The sequence below is a fragment of the Thiomonas sp. FB-6 genome, assembly GCF_000377645.1.
GTDB lineage: Bacteria > Pseudomonadota > Gammaproteobacteria > Burkholderiales > Burkholderiaceae_C > Thiomonas_A.
In genome coordinates this window covers 24,002-47,446 of record NZ_KB898485.1, presented here as the reverse complement: position 1 = coordinate 47,446, position 23,445 = coordinate 24,002, and the positions used below count along the sequence as shown (strand labels likewise).

The following is a 23,445-nucleotide window of genomic DNA, read 5'->3' as shown; positions in this document are numbered from 1 at the left end:
CGATTCCTCGTTCAGCCCGCGTGTCCGGCTCAGAGTGCCAGCAGGGTCTGCAGCACCTGGTTCTGGGTCTTGATGGTCTGCGCGTTGGCCTGGTAGGACTGCTGGGCCACGATCAGGTTCACCAGCTGGGTCGACAGGTCCACGTTGGAACCCTCGACCGCGCTGGACTGCAGCGTGCCCAGCGAGCCCGAACTCGGTGAGCCCGTCAGCGGAGGCCCCGACTGGAAGGTCTCGAGGAAGTAGTTGTTGCCGGCGCGCTGCAGGAACTGCGGCGCCGCGAAGTTGGTCAGCGTGACCTGGCCGAGGATCGAAGACTGGCCGTTGCTGTACTGCCCGTAGACCGTGCCGTCCGGGTTGATCGCCAGGTTGGTCAGGCCGCCGGCCGCGTAGCCGTTGTTGCCGATGCTGTTGACCGCCGAGGCGGTGGCGTAGTTGGTCGAACCCGAGAAGCCCACGCTGAGGGTGCTGGAGTTGGCGCCGTCGGTCCAGGTCAGTGCCCCGGTGGACATCGAGACCGTGCCGCTGACCGTCCCGGTGGAGGTGAAGGGCAGGGTGCCCAGCGCTCCGGAGGTCATGCCGCTGGTCCCGGTGGTGCCGTTGACCGAGTAGTAGACGTTCCAGTTGGTGCCGGCCCCCGACACCAGCTGGTAGTAGCTGGTCAGCAGGTGGGGCGAACCCAGGCTGTCGTAGACCGTGGTGCTGGTGGAGTAGGTGTAGCTCGACGGATCGCTGGTGGAAAAGGCGGTGCCGCTGGCCACCGGGGTGGCGGCCGAGTTCAGGTTCATCGAGAACACCAGGCCCGAGGTGGCCTGCGGCGCCAGCATGCCCTCGGTGATCTGCAGCGGCCCGGAGCCGCCGGTGAGCACGCCGTTGACCGCGGGGACGCCGATCAGCTTGCCGCCGTTGGAGTCGATGACGTAGCCGTTGGAGTCCAGCTGGAACTGGCCGTTGCGTCCGTACACGGTCGAGCCGTTGTAGTCGAACCGGAAAAAACCGTTGCCGTTGATCGCCACGTCCAGCGGATTGCTGGTGCTCTGGATGTTGCCCTGGGAGAACTGCTGCGCCACCGTGTCCACCGAGGTGCCGATGCCGATCTGCCCGTTGGTCGGCGCGTTGCCGGCGACGGCCGCGGCGTAGGCGTCGGCGAACTCGGCGTTCGACTGCTTGAAGCCGACGGTGTTGGCGTTGGAAATGTTGTTGCCCAGCACCTGCAGGTCGGTGGAGGCGGCCTGCAGGCCGGAGATCGCGGTCTGGAACGTGCTCATGGCGCGGCGTGGGGGACGTGGAGGTGGAGGGGCGCGGGCGGGGGTCTTACATGACCCCGACGACGCCGGACAAGGGAATCGAGCCGCTCTGGCCCTGGATCTGCAGGGTCGGCGAGGAGCCCGCGTTGAGCATCACCGACACCACCTGGCCGCTGCCGAAGGGGGCGGCGCCCACGCTGGCTCCATTGGCGTCGGCGGCCTGCACCGCGAAGCTGTAGTTGCCCGGGGCGGCCGCCGCGCCGGAGGCGTCGGTGCCGTTCCAGTTGAAGGACTGCACCCCCGCGGCCATCGAGCCCAGGTCCAGGGTGTTGACGATCTGGCCGGCCGCGTTGCTGATCTGCACCTGCACGTCCTGCGCGCCGCTGGCCAGCGTGAAGCCGCCCGCGCTGCCGCCGCTGGCGCCCAGGCTCAGCGAGTTGTCGTCGAACACCACGTTGCGCCCGACCAGCGAGGCGGCCTGCAGGCTCTGGCTCTGCGCCAGTTGCGAGGTCAGCGCCGCCATGGATTGCTGCATGGCCTGCACTCCACTGGCGGTGCTGAACTGGGCCAGTTGCGCCGACAGGTCGGTGTTGCTCATCGGGTTGAGCGGGTCCTGGTTGGTCAGTTGCGTGACCAGCAGGTTGTAGAAGGTGTTCGCGTTGCCCAGCGCCGACATGCCGCTGGCGCCGGAGGTGCTGGAGCTGCCCGCCGATTCCAGCGAGGAGAGAAAGGGGTTGCTGCCGATCGGGGAGGTGGACATGACGGAATTCCTCGGGGGTTCACTGGCCCAGCGTGAGGGTCTTGAGCAACAGGTTCTTGGCGGTGTCGGCGACGTTCACGTCGGCCTGGTAGGAGCGCGACGCGGAGATCATGTTGACCATTTCGTCCACCGGGTTGACGTTGGGGTAGGCGACGTAGCCCTGCTTGTCGGCCAGGGGATTGCCCGGCTGGTACACCATGCGCATCGGCCCGGGCTTTTCCACCACGCCGGCCACCTGCACGCCGTCCACGCCGGCGGCGGCGCCGCCGGCGCTCAGGGGCTGCGCGGCGAATACCACCTCGCGGGCGCGGTAGGGCCGGCCGTTGGAACTGGTGGCCGAATCGGCGTTGGCCAGGTTGCTGGCCACCACGTTGAGCCGGTAACTCTGCGCGTTCAGGCCGGTGCTGGCGACGTCCAGGGCGTTGAACAGGGACATGGAGGGACTCCTGGGACGGAACTCAGCCGGTGATCGCCGAGTTGAGGGTCTTGATGCGTTCGGTCAGGAAGCTCAGGTCCGATTCGTACTGGATCGAGTTCTTCGCGAATTCCGATTGCTCGCGGTTCATGTCCACCGTGTTGCCGTTCAGGCTTTCGGTGTTGCCCTGCTGGTAGCCGACGAAGCCGGCGCCCGGCTGGCCGGATCCGGCCGTCTGCAGTTGTCCCGCCTGGTCGGTCTTCAACGCGAGATCCGGGCTCTGTCCGGACACCGCGCCTTGCAGCGCCTTGGCGAAATCCATGTCGACGGCCTTGTAGCCCGGCGTATCCGCGTTGACGATGTTCGCGGCCAGCAACTGCTGGCGCGAGGCACGCAGGTCCAGCGCATCTTGCAGCGGCGCGAAGGCGCGGTCGAGGATGGAAGGCGGGGACATGGGCGGCAGGGCGGCAAGAAGCTCTCGTGTGTCCCAGGGGAAGCAGAAACCGTGCCATGGGCATCGCCCGGCCCGTCCGCCCGGCGCCGCGGAGCTGCTTTGCCTCGGAGGGCGGGTGCCGCGGGCCCCGCGACGCGACGCGCATCGCGTCGCTTCACCCGCCTTGCCGCCCGGCCGCGGGCGGCAAGGCCTTGCCGCTCGGCCGCCGTGCCGGGCGCGGGCGGCATGGCGGGCCCGGCCCGGAGAGGCAGGTCCGCGCCCGCGGGTGGTACGGAGCTTGCATGGCTCGCGGTCAGGAGCGCGGCGCTCGCGCTCCCCGAACGGAGCGATGAACAGGGAGGCGGAGCAGGGTGATGGGATCGAGCGTGGTTCGCAGGGCCGGCGGTGCCCTCGTGATGCTCGCCGTCGTGGCGGGCGCCGCAGCGTCAGCCGCGCCCGCCGCGGCGCGCTGGGAATCCCCGCGGACGATGAGCGATGCGGCCGAGCAGTTCGTGCGCGCCCATCTGCCCGCCGGGGCGGCGGCACAGCACGTGCGCGTGCACGCCGGCGAGGTGGCCGCGCGCTTCCCGGCTTGCGCGCCGCAGCATCTGCTGACGCTGCCCTTCGGCAACTCCAGCCCCTACGGGCCGCAGACCGTGCAGCTGCGCTGCGAGGCGCCGCACAGCTGGTCCGTGTACCTGCAGGTCGACGTGGACTGGCCGCAGCAGGTGGTGGTAGCCGCGCATGCGATCTCCCCCGGGCACACCCTGGGGCCCGCGGACCTGCAGCTGCTGCAGCGCGACCGCGCCGGCTTGCCGCCGGGGGCGCTGCAGGACGAGTCGCAGGCCGAGGGCCGGGTGCTGCGCTTCGGCGTGGCCGCGGGCCAGAGCCTCACCGAATCCATGCTCTCCGGGCCGCGGCTGATCCATTACGGCCAGGCGGTGTCCCTGATCGCCGAAGGCGACGGAGTGCGCCTGGTGGCCCTGGGCATCGCGCTGCAGGACGGCAGCCAGGGGCAGACCGTGCTGGTGCGCAACGCCCAGTCGGGCAAGGTGGTCAGCGGCGTGGTCGACGCGCGGGGCGACGTGGTCGCGGCGCTGTTGCGCTGAGGCTTCGAATCTCGCGTCAAAACCCTGACGCTCGCGGGGCCGGCGCGCCGCGCAGCTCGAAGTCCGGCCGCTCGCCCGGCCCCGGCACGCCGGCTTTTCCCCTCTGAAGACGCCAGTTCGGCCCTCGCCTTGCCCCGTGCTGGCATCAGGCTTGCTAAGGGCCAGTACAAGCACAGGGAGGGCGACGCCATGGGGGCGTGGGCATTCGACGAGATTCAGGGCACGGGCCCGGTGGGCGGTTCCGGGACGCCGGGCCGGGTGGCGGCGCAGGCGCGGCCGGCCGGCCCGGCGGATCGCGCGCCCGAGCTGCAACTGCCTTCGGGCGTGTTGCGCCACGTGCGCCGCGGCCTGTCGCACTGGCTCGAAGGCGTGCTGGAGGCGAACGCGATGGCCCGGCCGGCGGCCTTGCCCGCGCAGGTCCCGCAGGGGCTGGACCAGGCGCTGCAGGCGGCCGGCCACGACTCGTCGCTGCAGCCCGCGCTGGCCGACGCGCTGCAACAGGCGCACGCCCTGCAGCGCATGAGCGCGGGGGCGATCCCGGCGCGCACGCTGGTGCGCGAAGGCCTGGGCCTGCTCATGCGCGTGGCGGACCTGGAATCCGACTGGGCGGCGCAGCAGGCCTGGCTGGACCCCTTGACCGGCCTGCCGGGCCGGCGTGCCTTGCTGCAGCGCCTGCAGGCCGAACTCAGCCGCCTGCGCCGCCAGGGCGATCACTGCTGCGTCGTGCTGCTCGACCTGGACCAGTTCAAGCCGGTCAACGACGAGTTCGGGCATCTGGTCGGTGACCGCTATCTGGCGGCCTTCGCCGGCGCGCTGAGCGCGCGTCTGCGCAGCTACGACGCAGCGTTTCGCTACGGTGGCGACGAATTCGTGCTGTGCCTGCCGCAGGCCAGCGAGCAGGAGGCGCGCGGCGTGATCGAGCGCCTGCGCCTCGGCATCGCCGAGAAGCCGCTGGTTCAGGCCGGCGGGCGGGACCTGTTCGCGGCCTTCTCGGCGGGCGTGGCAGCGCTGGATGCGCACAAATCCCTGGGCCAGACCCTGGGCGAGGCCGACTCGCGCCTGTACGCCGCCAAGCGCGCGGGCGCCTGCCGGCCCGTCGCCGTCTGAGGCCGTGGGGATCCTCGCCCGTCCGGAACTCCTGGCATGAACCTCGCCCAAGCCAGTCCCAGTGAACTGCGCGCGGCCTTCGGGCTCGATGCGCGCGAGTTCCTGGCGCTGTTCGACGACGCGGTGCGGGAAGCCTGCGACCGGCGCGATCAGCAGGCGCTGGGAGCCGCCGCCGAGGCCCTGCGGGGCATTCGCATCGGAGCCGAGTTCCTCGGCCTGGACCCCCTGTCCAGCGCCTGCCGCGAACTCGAGGGCGAGTTGCTGGTGCAATTGCCCCGCCTGGGCGCGCAGGCCGGCTCCGAGTGCGGCCGCGTGCAACGCCTGGTCCGTGGGCTGCACGAGGTGCTGGAGGATTTCCTGCGCGAGGCGCCCCCCGCGCGGGGCATCGGCGTCAGCGCCGCCCGTTCGCGCCTGAACCTGGTGGCGGCACCGGCAGCGGCACCGGCACCGGAGCAGGCAGGTCCAGGCGAGGCCGGGCCCGCGGCCGTGCAGACGACCGAGCCCCCGGGAGGCACGCAGGGGGTCGTCGACGCGCAGCCCGTGCCCTTGGCGGAGCTGGAGCCCGGGGCGGAGCCGGTGCCCGAGGCGGAGCCGGTGCCCGAGGCGGAGGCGTTCTCCGAAGCAGGGCCGTTGTCCGAGGCGGGCCCGGTACCCGAGGCGGAGCCGGAGTCGTTGTTCGAAGCGGAACCGTTGCCCGAAGCGCAGCCGCCGCTCGAAGCTCGGGCGCTCGGGCTCGCGCCGGCCTGGGACGCGCAGGAGGTGGCGCAGTGCCTGCGGCAGGCCGTGGAGCCCTTGCGGGAGAGCCTGGCGCAGACCAACGAGCTGTTGCGCGGCCAGGCGCATGGCTGGGAGGGCTTGCGCGACACCCTGTCCCAGGCGCTGGCCGCGGCCTCCGAGCAGGCGCGCTCGCTGGCGTCCCAGGCGGCTTGCGAGGCGGCCTCCCGAGCGGCATGGGGAGCGGCGTCGCAGGCAGCTTCGGAGGCGGCTTCGGAGGCGGCCTCCCAGGCCGCCTCCCAGGCGGTGTCCCAGGCGGTGTCCCAGGCGGTCTCGGAGGCGGTCTCGGAGGCGGCAGCGGAGACGGCCTCCCAGGTCGCGCAGGCGCTGCGCGAAGAGCGGGAGCAAAGCGCGCAGGCTCTTGCCAGACAGGCCGCCGCGTTCGCGGCCGCCGGCCGGGCGTCAGGCGCGCAGGCGCCGATTGCGCTGGAGGACACGCCGTCCGCGGCCGCGGCGTCGAACTGGCACGGCGTGCTGCAGGTGCGCCTGGCACGGCTGGGGTCCTGGACCCTGGCGCTGCCGGCCGACCAGGTGATCGGCCAGGTCCAGGCGCCGGCGCGTCTGTTGCACCTGCCGCGGGGCGACACGCTGGTGCTGACCGAGCATGGCGCGCTGCCCGAGGTGGCCCTGGAGGCATGCTGGGGTGTGCAGGAGCCGGAGGCCCCCGACGAATACCTGCTGCTGCGCGACGCGCAGGTCTGCTACGCGCTGCGCGTGCAGCAGGTGCTGCAGCAGCAGGCGCTGCATTTCTGGGGACTTCCCGCCGTGCTCGGCGGGCCGCTGGGCGTGGCCGCCGCGGCGGTGTCGAGCGAGCCGGCCCAGGTCCCCGGGCTGCAGCCCGGGGCTTGCGAGCTGGCGCTGCTGCTCGACCCGGGCTTTGTCGCCTGGGTGCATGCGCGCGCTCAGGCCACGCGCGAGCCCGATGCATGCGCTGCGCCGGAACAGGGGGGATCATGAAAGACCCCATGCAGCGCGACCAAAGCGTCAAGATTCCGTCGGAGGCCGCGCCGCTGGAGGCGCCCGCCTCCTGGCAGGCCGTGCGCGCAGCTGCTCCGGCGGGGCGTGCGCAGCCTGCAGGCCCCGGCGGGCAGGCGCTGCCGCCCATGGGCTTCGGCCCGGCGCTGGCCGGCAGCTGGATGTTGTTCGAGGTCGACGGCCAGGCCTGCGCGGTGGACAGCCGGCAGCTGCGCCAGGTCGCGCTGGCCGCCAGCCTGGCGCAGCTGCCCGGGCGGCGGCACCGCGTGTGGCCCGGGGTCATCGCCTGGCAGCAGCGCGTGCTGCCGGTGCTGGACTGCGGTGCCGCGATGGGGCGGCGCCCGAGCCTGGGCCGCGAGGGCGCGCGCGTGCTGCTGGTCCAGGATGACGCGCGTCTGTGGGCCTTGCTGGTGGATCAGGTGCGCGGGGTCCACCAGGAGCAGCCCGAACGCCTGATCGAGGTGCAGCCCGGCCTGCCCGCGCCGTGGAACGCGGTGCGGGCGCTGTTGCCCCTGCCCGCGGAGTCCGGCGGGGAAGTCTGTCCCGTGCTGCATGTGCCCACCTTGTGCAAGGGCTGTCTGGAAGCGCCCGACGGCGCGCGCTCCGCAGACGCCGAGCCACCGGAGTTCCGAGCGTGAGAATCACACCGACCCGAGCCATCGTCGCGATGTGCCTGCTGTGCTGCGCGTGGCTGCCCGGCATCTGGTGGCTGCAGGGCCTGCTGGCGCCGCATGCGGGCGGCGCCTTGCCCACGGCTCCCGCCGTGCTCGGAGGCGGCGTGCTGCTGCTGCTGGCCGCGCTGTTCCTGAGCCTGAGCCTGCGCATCGAGCAGGCCCGGCTGCGCGTGGCGGTGCGCGCGGTGCTGCGTGGCGAGGCGGTGGCCGACGCTGCGCCGGAGTGGCGCGGCCTGCTCGACGACCTGCGCCTGGCCATGCGCCGGGCCGGCCTGGAGCGCGAGCGCCTGGCGCTGCGCGCGCAGCAGGCCGAGGATGGCCTGCGCGAGCAGGGCGAGCGCTCGCTGCAGGCGGCGCGCAGCGCCCAGGACTCGCTGCAGCAGGTGCAACAGGAGTGGAGGCGCCTGGTGCCCACGCTGCCGTCCGCGCGCGACGGACAGGCGCGGCTGCAGGCCTTGCGCCAGTCCGCCCAGGCGCTGGAGGGCGCCGGCGAACAGGCCCGCCGGCTCGAAAACGGGGTGGAGCAGGTGCAGGCCTGCCTGGGCCAGGTGCACGAGGCGCTGGGGGCGCTGGGCGGCGAGGTCGAGCGGGAATTCCTGCAGCGCGCGCGGCGCCTGGCCGAATCCCTGCAGTTGCTGAGCCTGAACTTCCGCCTGACCCTGGAGCGCCTGGAGCTCATTCCCGGCGTGCACGGGGATGCGCTGGACACGGTGGTGCAGGATCTGGAGCCGCTGTGCGTGCAGGCCACCGCGCTGCTGGAGGCGCTGCCGTCGCCGGATGCGGCCGGCACCCGGGCCGCGGACCTGCTGCAGCCGGTGGAGCAGGCGCTGCGCCAGTTGCCCAGGGAGGTGGCCCAGGTGCGCGAGGCCCTGGTGCAGGGGCGCGCCGCGCTGGAGCCCCTGCTGGGCGAGGCCCAGGCGGCGGCCTCGCGGGATCTGCGCGCGGTGGTGGAGCAGGCGCTGCTGGAGCTTTAATAACGGAACGAAATATTCCAATAAAACAAGAATTCCCAGCGGGCCCGCCGAGGCGAGCCCGAGCCTGGGCGCGCGCGGCGGAGGCCTAAAGTCCGCCGCGCTTGTGACGTTGAGCCTGCTGCGGACAGCTTTGTCCGCGTCCGGCAGGGAAGCCGGACCCTGTCTCTCCCAGGAGCTTCGTCATGGCCATTTCCGGCATCATCAACACCAACGTCAATGCGCTCAACACGCTGAACGCGTTGGGCAACACCACCAGCAGTCTCAGCACCTACATCCAGCAGCTGTCCACGGGCAAGCAGATCAACGGCCCCGCCGACAACCCCGCCGGCTACTCGATCGCGCAACGCTTCCAGACCCAGATCAACGGTCTGAACCAGGCCGTCTCCAACGGCAACCAGGCGGTGTCCCTGGTGCAGACCGCCACCGGCGCGCTGCAAAACGAAACCAACCTGCTGCAACAGATCCGCACCATCGCGGTGCAGTCGGCCAACGGCTCCAACACCACGCAGGATCGTCAGTCCCTGCAAAGCGTGGTCACCCAGCTGCTGGCGCAGGTGCAGACCATCGCCACGCAGACCCAGTTCAACGGCCAGAACCTGCTGGACGGCACCTTCGCCGGCTCGCAGTTCCAGGTCGGCGCGAACTCCAACCAGATCATCAACGTGTCGGTGGGCAACGCGCAGACCAGCGCGCTGGGCAACTACACGACCACCACCTCGGGCGCCGTGTACACGACCTCGGGTGCCTACTCGGTGGACGGCTACCTGGGCGGCGGCGCCTTCACGATCACCTCCGGCTCCGCGGGCGCAGGCGGCGCGGGCAACTTCAGCATCGGCACCCTGGGGGTTTCCGGCTCCGTCGGCAACGCCGCGGTGTCCATCTCCAGCAAGGACGAGTCCGCCGCCACGATCGCCAGCAGCGTCAACGCGGTGTCCTCGCAGACCGGCGTGACCGCGCAGGCCTACACCAGCGTGGCCTTCACGGTCGCCGCCTCGGGCAGCATCAGTTTCTCGCTGAGCAACGGCACCTCGGGCACGCAGACCAACGCGGTGAACATCTCCGCGACCGTCACCGGCACCTCGGGCAACTACGACCTGAGCTCGCTGGTCTCGGCGATCAACAACCAGGCCGCCACCACCGGAGTGTCCGCGGACACCCAGGTGGTCGGCGGCACGCAGGAGATCGTGCTGACCCAGAGCCAGGGACAGAACATCGTCATCCAGGCCAGCAGCGGTAGCGCGGCCTCGGGCCTGGCCTCGGGTTCGACGGCTTCGCTGAACGTCGTGGCCAACACGGTCAACACCGACGGCAGCCAGTCGGAGACGTCCGTGGGCGGCGCGCTGACCAGCGGCACCGGCAGCCTGCTGGTGCAGGGCGTGGTGCAGTTCGAGTCGAACAACTCGTACGCGATCGGCAACGCTTCCGGCATCGGCTTCAGCAGCGCCGCGGCGACGCTGTCGTCCGGTTCGGGCGGCTCGCAGGTGGCCAGCGTGGACGTCAGCACGGTGGCCGGCGCCAACCATGCCATCGCGATCCTGGACCAGGCCATCAATTCGCTGAACGCGCAGGGCGGCGCGCTGGGTGCGGTGCAGCAGCGGGTGCAGGCCTCGGTCAGCAACGCGCAGACCGCGGCGACCAACCTGCAGTCGGCACAGTCGGTGGTGCAGGACGCGAACATCGCTTCCGCCACCACCCAGCTGTCGAAGTTCCAGATCCTGCAACAGGCCGGCATCTCGACCCTGGCGCAGGCGAACGCGCTGCAGCAAAGCTACCTCAAGCTCCTGCCCTGATCGCAGGCGACTGAGGTCTCGGACCACGGGGGGCCCCACGCGGGTTCCCCGTGGCCAGGATCCTGGAGACGAGCTCCGTCATGGACATCTCGAATCTTCGTACCACCGTCGACCCCGGCGTCCCGGCGGTTTCCGGCGCCGCCCCCGTGGGCGGCGTCGGCTCGTCCGCCTCCGGCGCGAACGCGCCGGCGTCCGGCTCGGCGGGGGCCGGCGCGGCGCCCGCCTCGGGCTCCGGCACCGCGCAGGCGCAGGCGCAGGGCGGGGCATCGTCGCAGGCCGCGGCGCAGGTGAGCGCCGAAAGCCTGCACAAGGCAGTGCAGAAAATCAACCAGCAACTCGAACAGTCCAGCGGCGTCACCCTCAGCGCGGGGCTCGACACCAGCGGGGAACACCCCGGGCAGGTGCTGGTCGAGTTGTCGGACAAGTCGACCCGGCAGACCTTCTTCAAGTACTACGTGCCGGCGCAGCAGGTCGTGCAGGCGTCGCAGAACCCGGGTGGTGGCTCGGCGGGTGCGTTGATCAACGCCAAGGCCTGAGGCCCATGCGCGCCATGCCGTAGTCTTCGCGCCGAACGCCAGCCCAACGCAAGTCCGAAGCATTCCCTGGAGTACAGCATGTCGGTTTCCCTCTCAGGCCTGGTCAGCGGCATCGACGTCCAGTCGCTGGTCACGCAGCTCAGCGCCGCCTACCAGAGGCCGATCACTCTGCTGCAGAACCAGGAGCAGTCCTACCAGACCACCCTGTCGGCCTGGGGCACGGTGCAAAGCGCGCTGTCGACCCTGCAGACGGCGGTGTCCAGCCTGCAGGCGGTCACCCAGGTCAACAATCGCACGGTTACGCTGAGCAATTCGGCGGCGGTCTCGGCCAGCGTGGCCTCCGACGCGCCGCTGGCCAGCTACTCGCTGAGCAACATCGTGCTGGCGCAGTCGGAAAACCTGTATTCGCAGGACTTCGCCTCGGCGACCAACAGCACGGTGGGCACCGGAACCCTGCAGATCCAGGTGGGTTCGGGCACCGCCACCGCGGTGACCATCGACAACAGCAACAACACCCTCAACGGCATCGCCGCGGCCATCAACAACGCCAAGGCAGGGGTCAGCGCGGCGGTGGTGTACGACGGCACCGGCTACCGCCTGACCCTCACCGGCAGCAACACCGGGGCGGCCAACGCCTTCACCGTCGGGGTCAGCGGCGCCACCGGCTCGCTGGCCTCGCTGGCCTACAGCTCCGGCACCGGCGCCAGCGGCCTGACCGAGAGCCAGGGCGCCAGCAACGCGCAGGTCACCATCAACGGCCTGCCCATCACCAGCGCCAGCAACACCGTCAGCGGCGCCATTCCGGGGGTCACGCTGAACCTGCTGCAGGCCAGCGGTTCCAGCACCCTGCAGGTGGGCAACGACTCGGCCACCTTCGTCACCTCGGTGCAGGCCTTCGCCAGCGCCTACAACACGGCGATGAGCGCCCTCAACGCGGTCAGCGCCTACGGCGGCAGCGCCAGCAGCGGCGCCTCGGGGGGCAGCGGGCCGCTGATCGGCAACGCCGCCATCCAGGGGCTGCGCACGCAGCTGATGAGCCTGATCAGCGGGCAGGCGCAGGGCACCGTGTCGGGCAGCGCCTACACCTCGCTGGGCAGCGTGGGCCTGAACCTGGCGACGGACGGCACGCTGCAGCTCGACACCAACCTGCTGTCGTCGGCGCTGTCGGACAATTACCAGCAGGTCACCGGGCTGTTCGGACAGGTGGGCACGCCCAGCAACGCCAGCGTGGGCTTCGTCTCGACCACCACCGACACCCAGCCCGGCACCTACGCGGTGAACATCGTCTCGGATGCCACGCAGGCCTCGCTGACGGCGGCCAGCGCGGTGCCCAGCGGCGGCCTGAGCAGCGCCGAGAACCTGACCATCAGCTCCGGCTCCACCAGCGTGACGGTCAGCCTGGCCTCGGGCTCGACCATCGACGCCGTCGTCGCCACCATCAACGCCACGCTGAGCCAGAAGGGGCTGAGCGCGATCACCGCGCTGAACAACAACGGCATCCTGGAACTGCAGACAAGCGCCTACGGCAGCGCCGAAGCCTTCAGCGTGGTGTCGGACCAGGCGGCCACTTCGGGCGGCACGGGCATCGGCACCACCCGGCTCAGCGCGGCAGGCACCGACGTGGTGGGCAGTGTCAACGGCCAGATCGCCAGCGGTTCGGGCCAGACCCTCACCGTCACCGGCCCCGGCGCGGCGCTGGGGCTGAAGGTCAACGTGTCCGGGCAGGCCACCGGCAGCCTGGGCAGCGTGACCGTCAGCCAGGGCGTGTACCAGCAGATGAATGCGGTGCTGACCCAGGCGCTCAACACCACCACCGGCTTCGTCGCGGCGGCCACCAGCGGGCTCAACAACACGATCACCGGCATCAACCAGCAGATCACCCAATTGCAGAGCAGCGCCAGCGCCCAGACGGCCCTGCTCGAGCAGCAGTTCGCGGCCATGCAGGTGCAGGTGGCCCAGCTGCAATCGGTGGGCCAGTATCTCAGCGCGTTCTACAACACCAGCTCCGGCTCCTCGGTCGGATGAATCGTCAAGCAAGGAGGCTTGAACCATGAATGCAATGACGGCGTTGAACGCCTATCGCCAGGTCGGCCAGCAGGGGGTCCAGGAGGAACGCCTGCTGGTGCTCGGCCTGGACGGCATCCTGGAATACCTGCGCCGTGCGCGCGGCGCCATCCAGGAGCGGGCGCTCGACCGCAAGGCGCAGGCCATGGGCCGCGCCTACCAGATCGTCGAGCACCTGCTGGTGGCGCTGCCCGATCCGGCCTCCAGCGAATCCGGAGAGCTCAGCCAGCGCCTGGCCGGCGTCTACCGCTACCTGCTCGAGCGCATGGGGCAGGCCAACATCTTCGACGACACGCAGGCCCTGGACGACTGTGCCGCGGTGGTCACGACCCTGCGCGACGCCTGGATCGAAGGCCTGCGCCGGGCCTGATCACGCCTGGAGGCGGTATGCTGGGGCCTGAGCCTTCGTCCCGGGGCACGCGCCGCCATGATCCAGCCACCGCCACCGCCGTCGACCCTTCCGCCCGAGCTGGACGATGCCGCCGCCGCGCCCGTGCGCGGCGAGGCCGTGAGCCTGCACGCGCGCCTGCCGATGGACTGGGTGGACACCATCACCCCCGAGTCGGCGCTGGCCGACGTCATGGCCGACAACCTCACGCTGCTGCGCGCCTTGCTGATGCTCGACGAGCCTGCGGCGTCCGTCGACCCCGCGCGCGCCGACGCGAACTCCCATCTGGAGCGCCGCCTGGACCTGCTGCTGCTGATGGCCAGCACCGCGCTGCGCGGCATGCAGGCCTTGCCGCGCGAGCGCTCCTGCGTGTTGTCGGCGCGGCGCCTGTACTGGGCCAGCGAGGGCTCGATCGGCGTCGGGCGGCGGCTGTGGGTGCGCATCTGGCTGCGCCACCGCATCGCCTTGCCGCTGATGCTTCCGGGCCAGATCGTCGAGGAGGAAGTGGAAGGCGAGCTGCTGTGGCACAGGCTGGACATCGAAACCCTGGAGCCGGCACTGCAGAACGACCTGGAACGCTTCGTGTTCCGCCATCATCGCCGCCAGATCGCGCGCCAGCGCGCCGGGCTGTGAGCCCGCGCATGAGCCCGCGCATGCGGCCGGGCCCGATCACGGCTCGCGCCCGCGACTGAGCCCCCAGCCCGGAGCCCGGAGCCACGCCATGGGACGCCGCAAGGCGCAGCACGAACACGAGAACCACGAACGCTGGCTCGTGTCCTACGCCGACTTCATCACCCTGCTGTTCGCGTTCTTCGTGGTCATGTACTCGATCTCCTCGGTCAACGAGGGCAAGTACAAGGTCCTGTCCAAGACCCTGGTCGCGGCCTTCACCGGCCAGCCCACGCGGCCGCTGCCGCTGGAGGCAGCCGACGGCGCCGGCGGCCGGGCGCGGCTGGTCCAGCTGCCTCCGCTGCCCACCGCGGGCACGCAGTCGGGCGGCGGAGAGCGCGCCCGCCAGGCGCTGCGCCGGCGCCTGGCGCAGATCGCGCAGTCGCTGGCGGCCGGGCTGGCCCCGCAGATCCGCCAGGGCCAGGTGCAGGTGCGCCTGAGCCCCCTCGGCGTGGTCATCGACATCCACGACAACGTGCTGTTCGCCTCCGGCAGCGCGCAGCTGGGCGGCGGCGCGCAGGACCTGCTGGCCCAGGTCTCGCGCATCCTGGCCCGGCTGCCGTATCAGTTCCAGGTCAACGGCTACACCGACGACCAGCCGATCCACAACGCCGAGTTCGCGTCGAACTGGGAACTCTCGACCATGCGCGCGCTTTCGGTGCTGAACATGCTGGTCGGGCAGGGGGTTGCTCCGCAGCAACTCGTGGCCGCCGGCTATGGCCAATATCATCCGGTGCAGAGCAATGCCACCCCGCAAGGCCGTGCGGCCAACCGGCGGGTCAGCATCGTCATCGTTTCTCCCGACCAACCCACGGGCGCCGATCGTGGCGTGGTGGTCGCGCCCCCCGGCGCGCCCGCCTCCGCCGCGGCCCCGGTTCCCGCTCCCGACAGCCCTCCATCGTGACAGACCCCCTGGACAACATTCAGAAGCGCCTCGGCTGGATCAACCGCGGCCTGATCGTCGGCGCCGCGGTCATCGTCGTCGCGCTCATCGTGTTCGCCGTGCATCGCATGCGCGGGGGCACGGCGCCGACGCCGGCCCCGGCCGCCTCCGGCGCCTCGGCCGCACTGCACCCGGCGCCCGCCGCTTCGGTGCCCGGGCTCGCCGCCAGCGCGGCGGCGAAGCTCGCGTCGGCACCCGCGGCCGCCGCCTCGGCGGCGCCCGCGCGGGCCGCGTCGGGCGCCTCGCAGCCCGCCGCTGGCAGCCAGCTGGCGCAGGCCGCGCGCAGCGCGCAGGCCGCGGCCAGCGGCGCCGCCCTCGCGCTGCCGCAGGTGCAACCGGGCGTGGCCCCGCAGGGCTCCGCCAGCGCCGCCCCGGGGGCTTCCGCCGCGGCCGTGCCCGGCGTCCCAGCTGCGCTGCCCGCGCCGCACGCGCGCGCGGCGCGCCGGCCCGAGCACCATGCCGCGCAGCGTGCGCACCCGCGCGCGCACGGCGCCGCCAGCGCGGTGTGCAGCCGTGCCGGCTGGTACGTGCAGGTCGGCGCCTTCGCCGAGCTCAAGAGCTACGAACAGCTGCGCGCCCGGCTGGAGCGCTTCCACCTGCCGAACTGCCGGGGCGCCCACAGCCCCCACGGCCTGCACGTGCTGCTGGTGGGTCCCTACGCCACCCGTGCCGAGGCGCAACGCCTGCGCTCGCATCTGAAGGAGCCGCTGCGCAAGGCGAGCTACCTGCGCCATCTCGGCTCCAAGTAGCCCGCGCGGGGCGCGCAGGCGTTGCGCGTGGGCGACGCGCGGCGCGGTTTTCCGGCACCGCGCGCGCGCGGTGCGAGAATGCGCGTCATCACGCCATGAGCAGCACGACCATCAACGCCGAGGAAGTCGCCGCCGCCGAGCCCTTGCTGCTCGGCGAGAGCGCGCAGATGGTCGCGCTGCGCGCGCTGCTGCGCCGCGTGGCGGGTGCCGACAGCACGGTGCTGGTGCAGGGCGAGTCCGGCACCGGCAAGGAACTGGTGGCGCGCCTGCTGCATGCCTGGTCGCCGCGCGCGGGCCGGCCCTTCGTGGCCGTCAACTGCGGCGCGATCCCCGGCGAGCTGATGGAAAGCGAGCTCTTCGGCCACGAGCGCGGAGCCTTCACCGGCGCGCAGTCGGCGCGCAAGGGGCGCTTCGAGCTGGCCGGCCGCGGCACGCTGTTCCTCGACGAGATCGCCGAGATGAGCCCGGCGCTGCAGGTCAAGCTGCTGCGCGTGCTGCAGGAGCGCTGTTTCGAGCGCGTGGGCGGCAGCGAGACCCTGGCGGCCGGCGCGCGCATCGTGGCCGCCACCCACCGGGACCTGGAACAGCTCATCGAGCTGGGCCGTTTCCGCGAGGATCTGTACTACCGCCTGCATGTGGTGCCGGTACAGATTCCGGCGCTGCGCGACCGCGGGGAGGACATCCTGCTGCTCGCCGAGCATGCGCTGCGCGGCCTGGAAGCCTCGGGGCTGGGCAGGGTGCGCCTGGGCGACGGCGTGCCCCAGGCCCTGCTCGCCTATGCCTGGCCCGGCAATGTGCGCGAGCTGCACAACCTGATGGAGCGCCTGGTGATCCTGCATGCCGGCGCCACCGTGCAGCTGCGCGATCTGCCGCCCAAGATGCTGGGCCCGCAGGCGCTGCCGCAGGGCCTGGCGCAGGCCGCCGACGCCGGGAGCGACGACGACGGGCTGCACGACCTGATGCAGCTGGTGGCCGAGCCCGCCGAGCCGGTGCTGCCGGCGCAGGGCATCGACCTGCGTGCCTACCTGGAGCGCATCGAGCGCTCGCTCATCGAGCAGGCCCTGCAGGCCAGCCAGAACGTGATCGCGCACGCGGCGGCGCGCCTGGGGCTGCGGCGTACCACGCTGGTGGAGAAGATCCGCAAGTACAACCTGCGCGAAGGCGCGGAATGAGCGGCGGGCTCCCGCGGCGCCGCCTGCGCGCGACGTCAAGACTTTGACACCGGAGGCGCGGCCCGGCGCCGGCGCCCGCGGATTGCGTAGGATGTCGTCGTGGGCCCGCCTGCTTGCGCGTGCCGATTCCTTTCCAGCCCGATGTCCCTCGCACCCCGACTCTCCGAAGCGCCCAGCGCGGCCGGCGCCCCCGCGGCGGGCCTGATCGCGCGCTCGGCCGCCATGCTGCAGGTCATGGACATGGCGGCCCGGGCGGCGCGCACCGACGTGAGCATCATGCTGCTGGGAGAGAGCGGGGTGGGCAAGGAGGTGCTGGCGCGCTACGTGCACCGGGAGTCCCCGCGCGCGGCCGGACCCTTCGTGGCCATCAACTGCGCGGCCATCCCCGAAAGCCTGCTCGAGGCCACCTTGTTCGGTTTCGACAAGGGGGCCTTCACCGGCGCGGCGCAGTCGGCGCCGGGCAAGTTCGAGCAGGCGCAGGGCGGCACGCTGCTGCTGGACGAGGTGACCGAGATGGCCGCCTCGCTGCAGGCCAAGCTGCTGCGCGTGCTGCAGGAGCGCGAGATCGAACGCCTGGGCGGGCGCCGGCGCATTCCGCTGGACCTGCGCATCGTGGCCACCAGCAACCGCGACCTGCAGCAGGCCGTGGGCCAGGGCGTGCTGCGCGAGGACCTGTTCTACCGGCTCAGCGTGTTTCCGCTGCGCGTGCCGGCGCTGCGCGAGCGTCCGGAGGACATCGTTGCGCTGGCCGAGGCCATGCTGCGGCGCTTCGCGCAGCAGTACGCGGGCGGGCAGGCCGCGGCGGCGCTCGACGGCTCGGCGCGCCAGGCGCTGCTCGCGCATGCCTGGCCCGGCAACGTGCGCGAGCTGGAAAACGTGATGCAGCGCGCGGCCATCCTGTGCAGCGCCGGGCGCATCACCGCCGCGGACCTGCTGCTGCAGCCGGGTGCCTCGCCGGGCGCCGCGGCGCCGCGTCCCGCGCCGGCACCGCAGATGGTGCGACCGGCCGCGATGGAAACGCTGGCGGGCGCCGGCGCCGGCGCGGCCACGGCCCTGCCGGGGCAGGGCGCGCGCGCGCTGGGCGCCGAGCTGGCCGAGAACGAGCGCAGGATGATCGCCGATGCCTTGCGCGATAGCGCGGGCTCGCGCAAGCTGGCCGCGCAGCGCCTGGGCATCAGCCCGCGCACGCTGCGCCACAAGCTGCAGCGCCTGCGCGAGGCGGGGCTGGAGTTGCCGGCCTCCTTCGACGATGCCGACGACGCGTAGTCGCCGGGCGGCGGGGCAGGCAGGTCTGGAACGCGTCTTGCTTCACCCTGGTTGGCGTCAGGGTCTTGACGCCGCCTGGCCTTTGGGGAGATCCGTCCGATGAACGTCGATCGCATGCAGGAACTGGTGCAGCAGATGCGCGCGCTGGCCGCCGAGGCGGCGGCATCGCCCCGGCTGGACGGCGCCCGGGCGCCCGCGGGCGCCGCCGGCACCGAGGGGGATTTCGCCGGCACCCTGCGATCGGCGCTCGCCGGGGTCAACGCGCAGATGCAGCAGGCCGACCAGTTGCAGACGCAGTTCTCCACCGGAACCAGCAACGTCAGCCTGAGCGACGTGATGCTGGCCACACAGAAGGCCTCGCTGTCCTTCCAGGCGGCGCTGCAGGTGCGCAACAAGCTGGTCAGCGCGTACCAGGACATCATGAACATCCAGGCCTGAGTCCGCGCGCGAGGCGCCTTGAGGCCTCGATGCGCATGCTCCGACCGGCACCCACGAACCACCGATGGCCACCGTCACCGACAACGCCGCGCCGCAGGCGCTCCAAGCTCCCCTGGCGCTGTGGCGGCGCCTGAGCGTCAACCAGCGCATGGGCCTGATCGTCGGCCTGGCGGCGCTGGTGGCGCTGCTCGTGGTCAGCCTGATGTGGGGACGGGTGCAGGGCTACCAGGTGCTGTACACCAACCTGTCCCAGGCGGACGGGGGCACGGTGATCGCCGAGTTGCAGAAACTGGGCGTGCCCTATCGCATCACCGACGCGGGCAACGTCATCCAGGTGCCCTCCGACCAGGTCTACGCCACGCGCATGAAGCTGGCCGCGCAGGGCCTGCCCAAGGGCGCCGGGGTGGGTTTCGAATTGCTCGACAACGAGCCGATGGGAACCAGCCAGTTCGTCGAACGCGTGAACTACCAGCGCGCGCTGGAAGGTTCGCTGGCGCGCACCATCGACTCCATGTCGGCGGTGCAGGCGGCCACCGTGCACCTGGCCATTCCCAAGCCCTCGGTGTTCCTCGACCAGGAGCAGAAGCCCTCGGCCTCGGTGCTGCTCAAGCTCTACCCGGGGCGCGTGCTCAACTCCGCGCAGGTCGCCGGCATCGTGCACCTGGTGGCCTCGGGCGTGGCCGGCATGAGCGACAAGGCGGTCAACGTGGTCGACCAGGACGGCAACCTGCTGACGGCCGCCGGGCCGTCGGACAGCGGCATCGAGCCCAGTCAGCTCGCCTACCGCAACGCCGTCGAGCAGCAGTACCGCAAGCAGATCGAGAGCATCCTCAGCCCGCTGGTGGGCAGCAACGGGGTGCGCGTGGCCGTGTCGGCGGACCTGGATTTCGGCAAGACCGAGACCAGCTCGGTGATCTACGGCCAGGGTCACCTGCTCAGCCGCCAGGCGCAGACCCAGAACAGCACGGGCAACGCCAGCCTGCCGGCCGGCGTGCCGGGAGCCCTGAGCAACCAGCCGCCCGGCGGGGTGGCCGCTCCGTTCGCTGTCGGTTCGGCCTCCGAACCGCTGACCCCGCAGCAGTTCACCCAGTTGGCCCCCGCGCTGCGCAGCCTGGCACCCACCGCCGCCAGCAGTTCGGCCACCACCAACTATGACGTCGACAAGACCATCAGCCACACGCAGCAGCCGGTGGGCTCGGTGCGGCGCATCAGCGTGGCGGTGCTGGTCAACGACCGGCCCGCGGCCGGCAAGGGCGCCAGCGCCAAGCCCCAGCCGATGAGCGCGCAGCAGCTTGCGCAGCTGCGTCAACTGGTGCAGGATGCCATCGGCTTCGACGCCAAGCGCGGCGACCAGGTCTCGGTGGTCAGCATGCCCTTCGGCGGCAGCACCGAGGCGCAACAGGCGGCCCTGCCGCTGTGGCGCTCGCCCGCGATCTGGGATTCGGTGCGCGAGGCGGTACCGTACCTGCTGGCGCTGATCCTGGGCCTGCTGATCTACCGCGCCGTGCGCCGGCTGGCGACGCCGGCCGAGCGTGGCGAGGAGGAAGAGGAGGCCGAGGAACGCGCCGAAGCAGGCCGGGGCGGGGCGGGCGCGGGCGAGCTCGCGCCGGAGGTGGTGCACCTGAGCAACACCTTCGAGAACGACGCCGCCGTCTCGCGCGAACTCGCCAAGCAGGACCCGCGCCGCGCCGCGCAGGTGGTCAAGGAGTGGCTTGCCGATGGCCAGTGAGGAGCAAGACCTCAAGGGGCTGGACCGCGCCGCCGTGCTGTTGCTCAGCCTGGGCGAGGACCAGGCCGCGGAGGTGATGAAACACCTGGCGCCGCGCGAGGTGCAGCGCCTGGGCGTGGCCATGTCGCGCCTGGGGCGCGTGAGCACCGACCAGGCCCATTCGGTGATGCGCGAGTTCCGCGACAAGCTCGAGCGCCAGACCTCGCTGGGCCTCGGGGCGGACCAGTTCCTGCGCTCCGCGCTGACCAAGGCGCTTGGAGGCGATCGGGCGAATTCGCTGATCGAGCGCATCCTGCACGGGGGTGAGTCCACCGGGCTGGAAAACCTGAAATGGCTCGAGCCTCGCGCGGTGGCCGAGCTGATCAAGCTGGAGCACCCGCAGGTGGTCGCGCTGGTGCTGTCCTACATCGACCCCGACCAGGCCGCCGAGGTGTTGCATTTCCTCACCGATCGCCTGGCCAGCGAGGCGATGCTGCGCCTGGCCAACCTCGACGGCCTGCAGCCCAGCGCGCTGCGCGAGCTCAACGACGCGCTGGACGAACTGCTGTCGGGCGACTCGCAAAGCGTGCAGGTCAGCGCGATGGGCGGGCCCAAGATCGCCGCCGAGGTGCTCAACCGCCTGGACACCACGCTGTCGAACACGATCATGGACCACATGCGTTCGCAGGACGAGGGCCTGGCCGGCAAGGTGCAGGAACAGATGTTCGTGTTCGACGACCTGATCAACGTCGACGACCGAAGCATGCAGACCATGCTGCGCGAGATCTCCTCCGAGTCGCTGATCGTGGCGCTCAAGGGCGCCAACGCGCCGCTGCGCGAGAAGTTTCTGGGCAACATGTCCAAGCGCGCGGCCGAGATGCTGCGCGACGACATGGAGGCCAAGGGCCCCGTGCGCCTGAGCGAGGTCGAGGCGGCGCAGAAGGAGATCCTGCAGGTGGCCACGCGCCTGGAGTCGGCCGGGCAGATCCAGCTCGGCGGCGGCGGCGCCGAGGCGATGGTGGGCTGATCCGGTCATGCACGCGAGACCAGCTTTCGCGCGCGGAGCGCGCCGATGATCATCCCCAAGGAATCGGCCGGCAAGGCGCGCGCCTGGGCGGCGCCCGAGCTGGGCAGCGGCGCCCCGCGCGAAGCGGGCCGCGGGGCCTCGGCGGGTGTGCCGGGCACGCCGGGCGGGCCGCCGCTGCCCACCGCGCGCGACCTCGAGGCGGTGTTCGAGGCCGCGCGCGAGCAGGGCCGCCGCGAGGGCTTCGAACAGGGCTACCAGGAGGGGCGCGCCGGCGGGCTGCAGGCCGGGCGCCAGCAGGCGCAGGCCGAGCTCGAGTCGGTGCGGGCGCTGCTGCAGCGTCTGGGCACGGCGGCGGCCGCGCTGGACGCCGAGCTGGAGGCTTCGCTGGTCGCGCTGGCCATGGAGCTGGCGCGCCAGGTGATCGTGCACGAATTGCGCACGCAGCCCCAGCAGGTGCTGGACGTGCTGCAAAGGGCGCTGGCGGCCTTCCCCGCGCGCGCCGGGGTGCCCTGGGTGCGGCTGCATCCGGACGATGCCGCGCTGCTGGGCGAACTCGCGCCCGAACTCGAGGAAAGCGGCATGGGCCTGGTGGCCGACCCCACGCTGCAGCGCGGCGACCTCGTGCTGGGCGCCGGGCCGGAGGGCTCGCGCGCGCATCCGGAGCGCCGCTGGCGCGTGCGCGACGCGCAGGCCGAGCTCGACCTGCGCCTGGAAGAGCGCTGGCGCCAGGTCATGGCGCGCCTGTTCGAGGAGGGTTCGCTGTGAGCGCGCCCACCGTGGGTTCGCCGCAGGCCCTGGCCCGCCTGGGCACGCTGTACCGGCGCCTGCGCGCGGCCGGCGACCTGCCGCTGGTGCCCAGCGGCAGCCTGGTGCGCGTGCGCGGCCTGATCCTCGAGGCGCAGGGCCTGGACCTCAGCCTGGGCGCGCGCTGCCTGATCCGCACCGACGGAAATCGCCGCATCAGCGCCGAGGTGGTGGGCTTCCACGGCGACAACGTGCAGCTGATGGCCAGCGGCGACATGCAGGGCCTGGCGCCGGGCGCCCGCGTGATGCCGGTTCCGGGCGACCTGCGCGTGCCCGCCGGCATGGAACTGTGCGGGCGCGTGCTCGACGCCGATGCGCGCCCGCTGGACCGCCACGGGCCGCTGCTCGCCGGGGACTTCACCAGCCTGAGCACGCCGCCCATCAACCCGCTGGAGCGCGCGCTGGTGCGCCAGCCGCTGGACGTCGGCGTGCGCGCCATCAACGCCCTGTTCACCGTCGGGCGCGGGGCGCGCATGGGCCTGTTCGCCGGCAGCGGCGTGGGCAAGAGCGTGCTGCTGGGCATGATGGCGCGCAACACCACGGCGGATGTCATCGTGGTCGGCCTGATCGGCGAGCGCGGACGCGAAGTCAAGGAATTCATCGAGGACATCCTGGGCCCGCAGGGACTGCGCCGCGCCGTGGTGGTGGCCGTGCCGGCCGACGCGCCCGCGCTGTCGCGCATTCGCGGCGCGCGCCTGGCCACCGCGCTGGCCGAGTACTACCGCGACCAGGGCCTGCACGTGCTGCTGCTGATGGACTCGCTGACCCGCTATGCGCTGGCGCTGCGCGAGGTGGCGCTGGCCGCCGGCGAGCCGCCGGCCGCGCGGGGCTTCCCGCCCTCGGTGTTCGCGCGCCTGCCGGCACTGGTCGAGCGCGCCGGCAACGGGCGCGACGGCGGCGGCAGCGTGACGGCCTTCTACACCATCCTGATGGAAGGCGACGACCAGCAGGATCCGGTGGCCGACAACACGCGTGCCATCCTCGACGGGCACGTGGTGCTCAACCGGCGCATGGCCGAGCAGGGGCATTTCCCCGCCATCGACCTGCAGGCCTCGATCAGCCGCGTGATGCCGGCGCTGGCCGACAACGAGCAACTGCGCCGGGTGTATCGTCTCAAGGAACTCGAGGCGCGCTACGCCGCGCAGCAGGACCTGATCGCCGTCGGTGCCTACACGCCGGGCTCGGACCCGGTGCTGGACCAGGCCGTGCATGCGCACACGGCCATCGGCGCCTTCCTGCGCCAGGGCATGCACGAGGCGGTCGACCTGGCCACGAGCCGCGTGATGCTCGAACAACTCATGGCACCCTATCTCGCTGTCGTTTGATGGACAGCCCCCACGCTCGCTAGCGCTCGCTGCCCCCCGAGGGGGCGCAGTCGGCTTGGGGCGGCCCTGCGCCGACTGCGGGACAGCCCCCACGCTCGCTA

The 23,445-nt window shown here is 72.0% G+C and carries 23 protein-coding genes; 19 read left to right on the top strand and 4 right to left on the bottom strand.

All coding sequences use genetic code 11. The features are described 5' to 3' along the window. Positions 1–29: 29 nt before the first annotated feature. Genes flgE through flgB form a run of 4 tightly spaced genes read right to left on the bottom strand, consistent with a single transcriptional unit; the run spans position 30 to position 2,873 of the window. Positions 30–1,265, bottom strand: coding sequence for a flagellar hook protein FlgE (gene flgE / locus D466_RS0112460; RefSeq protein WP_018914048.1), 1,236 nt, complete (start codon positions 1,263–1,265; stop codon positions 30–32). Positions 1,266–1,311: 46 nt separating this feature from the next. After that, positions 1,312–2,004 carry a flagellar hook assembly protein FlgD gene (locus D466_RS0112455; protein WP_018914047.1) on the bottom strand — a complete coding sequence of 231 codons (693 nt, stop codon included), beginning with the start codon at positions 2,002–2,004 and terminating at the stop codon, positions 1,312–1,314. A gap of 19 nt (positions 2,005–2,023) precedes the next feature. Further along, complete coding sequence (flgC, locus tag D466_RS0112450; protein ID WP_018914046.1) at positions 2,024–2,440, bottom strand: flagellar basal body rod protein FlgC; 417 nt, start codon at positions 2,438–2,440, stop codon at positions 2,024–2,026. A gap of 22 nt (positions 2,441–2,462) precedes the next feature. Further along, positions 2,463–2,873 (bottom strand): flagellar basal body rod protein FlgB, encoded by a 411-nt coding sequence (gene flgB / locus D466_RS0112445; RefSeq protein WP_018914045.1) that lies wholly within the window; start codon positions 2,871–2,873, stop codon positions 2,463–2,465. A 467-nt stretch (positions 2,874–3,340) separates the two neighbouring features. Here flgB and flgA point away from each other — a divergent pair, with 467 nt between their 5' ends. The 19 genes from flgA (at position 3,341) to D466_RS0112350 (ending at position 23,344) form a co-directional block, all read left to right on the top strand. Beyond that, positions 3,341–3,961, top strand: a complete 621-nt coding sequence (gene flgA / locus D466_RS0112440) for a flagellar basal body P-ring formation chaperone FlgA (protein ID WP_018914044.1) — start codon at positions 3,341–3,343, stop codon at positions 3,959–3,961. Positions 3,962–4,150: 189 nt separating this feature from the next. Beyond that, positions 4,151–5,068 carry a GGDEF domain-containing protein gene (locus D466_RS21645; RefSeq protein ID WP_018914043.1) on the top strand — a complete coding sequence of 306 codons (918 nt, stop codon included), beginning with the start codon at positions 4,151–4,153 and terminating at the stop codon, positions 5,066–5,068. Between the two features lie 36 nt (positions 5,069–5,104). Beyond that, a complete protein-coding gene (locus D466_RS24470) occupies positions 5,105–6,799 on the top strand; it encodes a hypothetical protein (RefSeq protein WP_020610677.1) in 1,695 nt (564 codons plus the stop codon). Further along, entirely contained in the window at positions 6,796–7,455 is a 660-nt protein-coding gene (locus tag D466_RS24465) for a chemotaxis protein CheW (protein WP_026285211.1), read from the top strand. Before D466_RS24470 ends, D466_RS24465 begins: the two co-directional genes overlap by 4 nt. Continuing rightward, on the top strand, positions 7,452–8,465 hold the full coding sequence (locus D466_RS0112420) for a hypothetical protein (RefSeq protein ID WP_156004258.1): 1,014 nt from the start codon (positions 7,452–7,454) through the stop codon (positions 8,463–8,465). The genes D466_RS24465 and D466_RS0112420 overlap by 4 nt, the downstream gene beginning before the upstream one ends. Positions 8,466–8,647: 182 nt before the next feature. Continuing rightward, on the top strand, positions 8,648–10,255 hold the full coding sequence (locus tag D466_RS0112415; RefSeq protein ID WP_018914040.1) for a flagellin: 1,608 nt from the start codon (positions 8,648–8,650) through the stop codon (positions 10,253–10,255). 80 nt (positions 10,256–10,335) lie between these two features. After that, entirely contained in the window at positions 10,336–10,791 is a 456-nt protein-coding gene (locus D466_RS24460) for a hypothetical protein (RefSeq protein ID WP_018914039.1), read from the top strand. 78 nt (positions 10,792–10,869) lie between these two features. Further along, the gene (gene fliD / locus D466_RS0112405) at positions 10,870–12,816 is read left to right on the top strand and encodes a flagellar filament capping protein FliD (RefSeq protein WP_018914038.1); all 1,947 of its coding nucleotides are present in this window, start codon (positions 10,870–10,872) and stop codon (positions 12,814–12,816) included. A gap of 25 nt (positions 12,817–12,841) precedes the next feature. Further along, complete coding sequence (fliS, locus tag D466_RS0112400) at positions 12,842–13,225, top strand: flagellar export chaperone FliS (RefSeq protein ID WP_026285209.1); 384 nt, start codon at positions 12,842–12,844, stop codon at positions 13,223–13,225. 57 nt (positions 13,226–13,282) lie between these two features. Next, on the top strand, positions 13,283–13,876 hold the full coding sequence (locus D466_RS0112395; RefSeq protein WP_018914036.1) for a PilZ domain-containing protein: 594 nt from the start codon (positions 13,283–13,285) through the stop codon (positions 13,874–13,876). Positions 13,877–13,964: 88 nt separating this feature from the next. Continuing rightward, entirely contained in the window at positions 13,965–14,816 is an 852-nt protein-coding gene (gene motD / locus D466_RS0112390) for a flagellar motor protein MotD (protein ID WP_018914035.1), read from the top strand. Next, positions 14,813–15,604, top strand: a complete 792-nt coding sequence (locus tag D466_RS22870) for an SPOR domain-containing protein (RefSeq protein ID WP_051083749.1) — start codon at positions 14,813–14,815, stop codon at positions 15,602–15,604. The genes motD and D466_RS22870 overlap by 4 nt, the downstream gene beginning before the upstream one ends. 95 nt (positions 15,605–15,699) lie before the next feature. Continuing rightward, complete coding sequence (locus D466_RS23965) at positions 15,700–16,776, top strand: sigma-54-dependent Fis family transcriptional regulator (RefSeq protein WP_018914034.1); 1,077 nt, start codon at positions 15,700–15,702, stop codon at positions 16,774–16,776. Positions 16,777–16,917: 141 nt separating this feature from the next. After that, positions 16,918–18,042 (top strand): sigma-54-dependent Fis family transcriptional regulator, encoded by a 1,125-nt coding sequence (locus tag D466_RS25045; protein WP_018914033.1) that lies wholly within the window; start codon positions 16,918–16,920, stop codon positions 18,040–18,042. 99 nt (positions 18,043–18,141) lie between these two features. Further along, positions 18,142–18,480, top strand: coding sequence for a flagellar hook-basal body complex protein FliE (gene fliE / locus D466_RS0112370; protein WP_018914032.1), 339 nt, complete (start codon positions 18,142–18,144; stop codon positions 18,478–18,480). Between the two features lie 64 nt (positions 18,481–18,544). Then, a complete protein-coding gene (fliF, locus tag D466_RS0112365; protein ID WP_018914031.1) occupies positions 18,545–20,209 on the top strand; it encodes a flagellar basal-body MS-ring/collar protein FliF in 1,665 nt (554 codons plus the stop codon). Further along, on the top strand, positions 20,199–21,215 hold the full coding sequence (gene fliG, locus D466_RS0112360) for a flagellar motor switch protein FliG (RefSeq protein WP_018914030.1): 1,017 nt from the start codon (positions 20,199–20,201) through the stop codon (positions 21,213–21,215). Before fliF ends, fliG begins: the two co-directional genes overlap by 11 nt. A 45-nt stretch (positions 21,216–21,260) precedes the next feature. Further along, a complete protein-coding gene (locus tag D466_RS0112355; protein WP_018914029.1) occupies positions 21,261–21,980 on the top strand; it encodes a FliH/SctL family protein in 720 nt (239 codons plus the stop codon). After that, entirely contained in the window at positions 21,977–23,344 is a 1,368-nt protein-coding gene (locus D466_RS0112350) for a FliI/YscN family ATPase (RefSeq protein WP_018914028.1), read from the top strand. Before D466_RS0112355 ends, D466_RS0112350 begins: the two co-directional genes overlap by 4 nt. Positions 23,345–23,445: the final 101 nt, after the last annotated feature.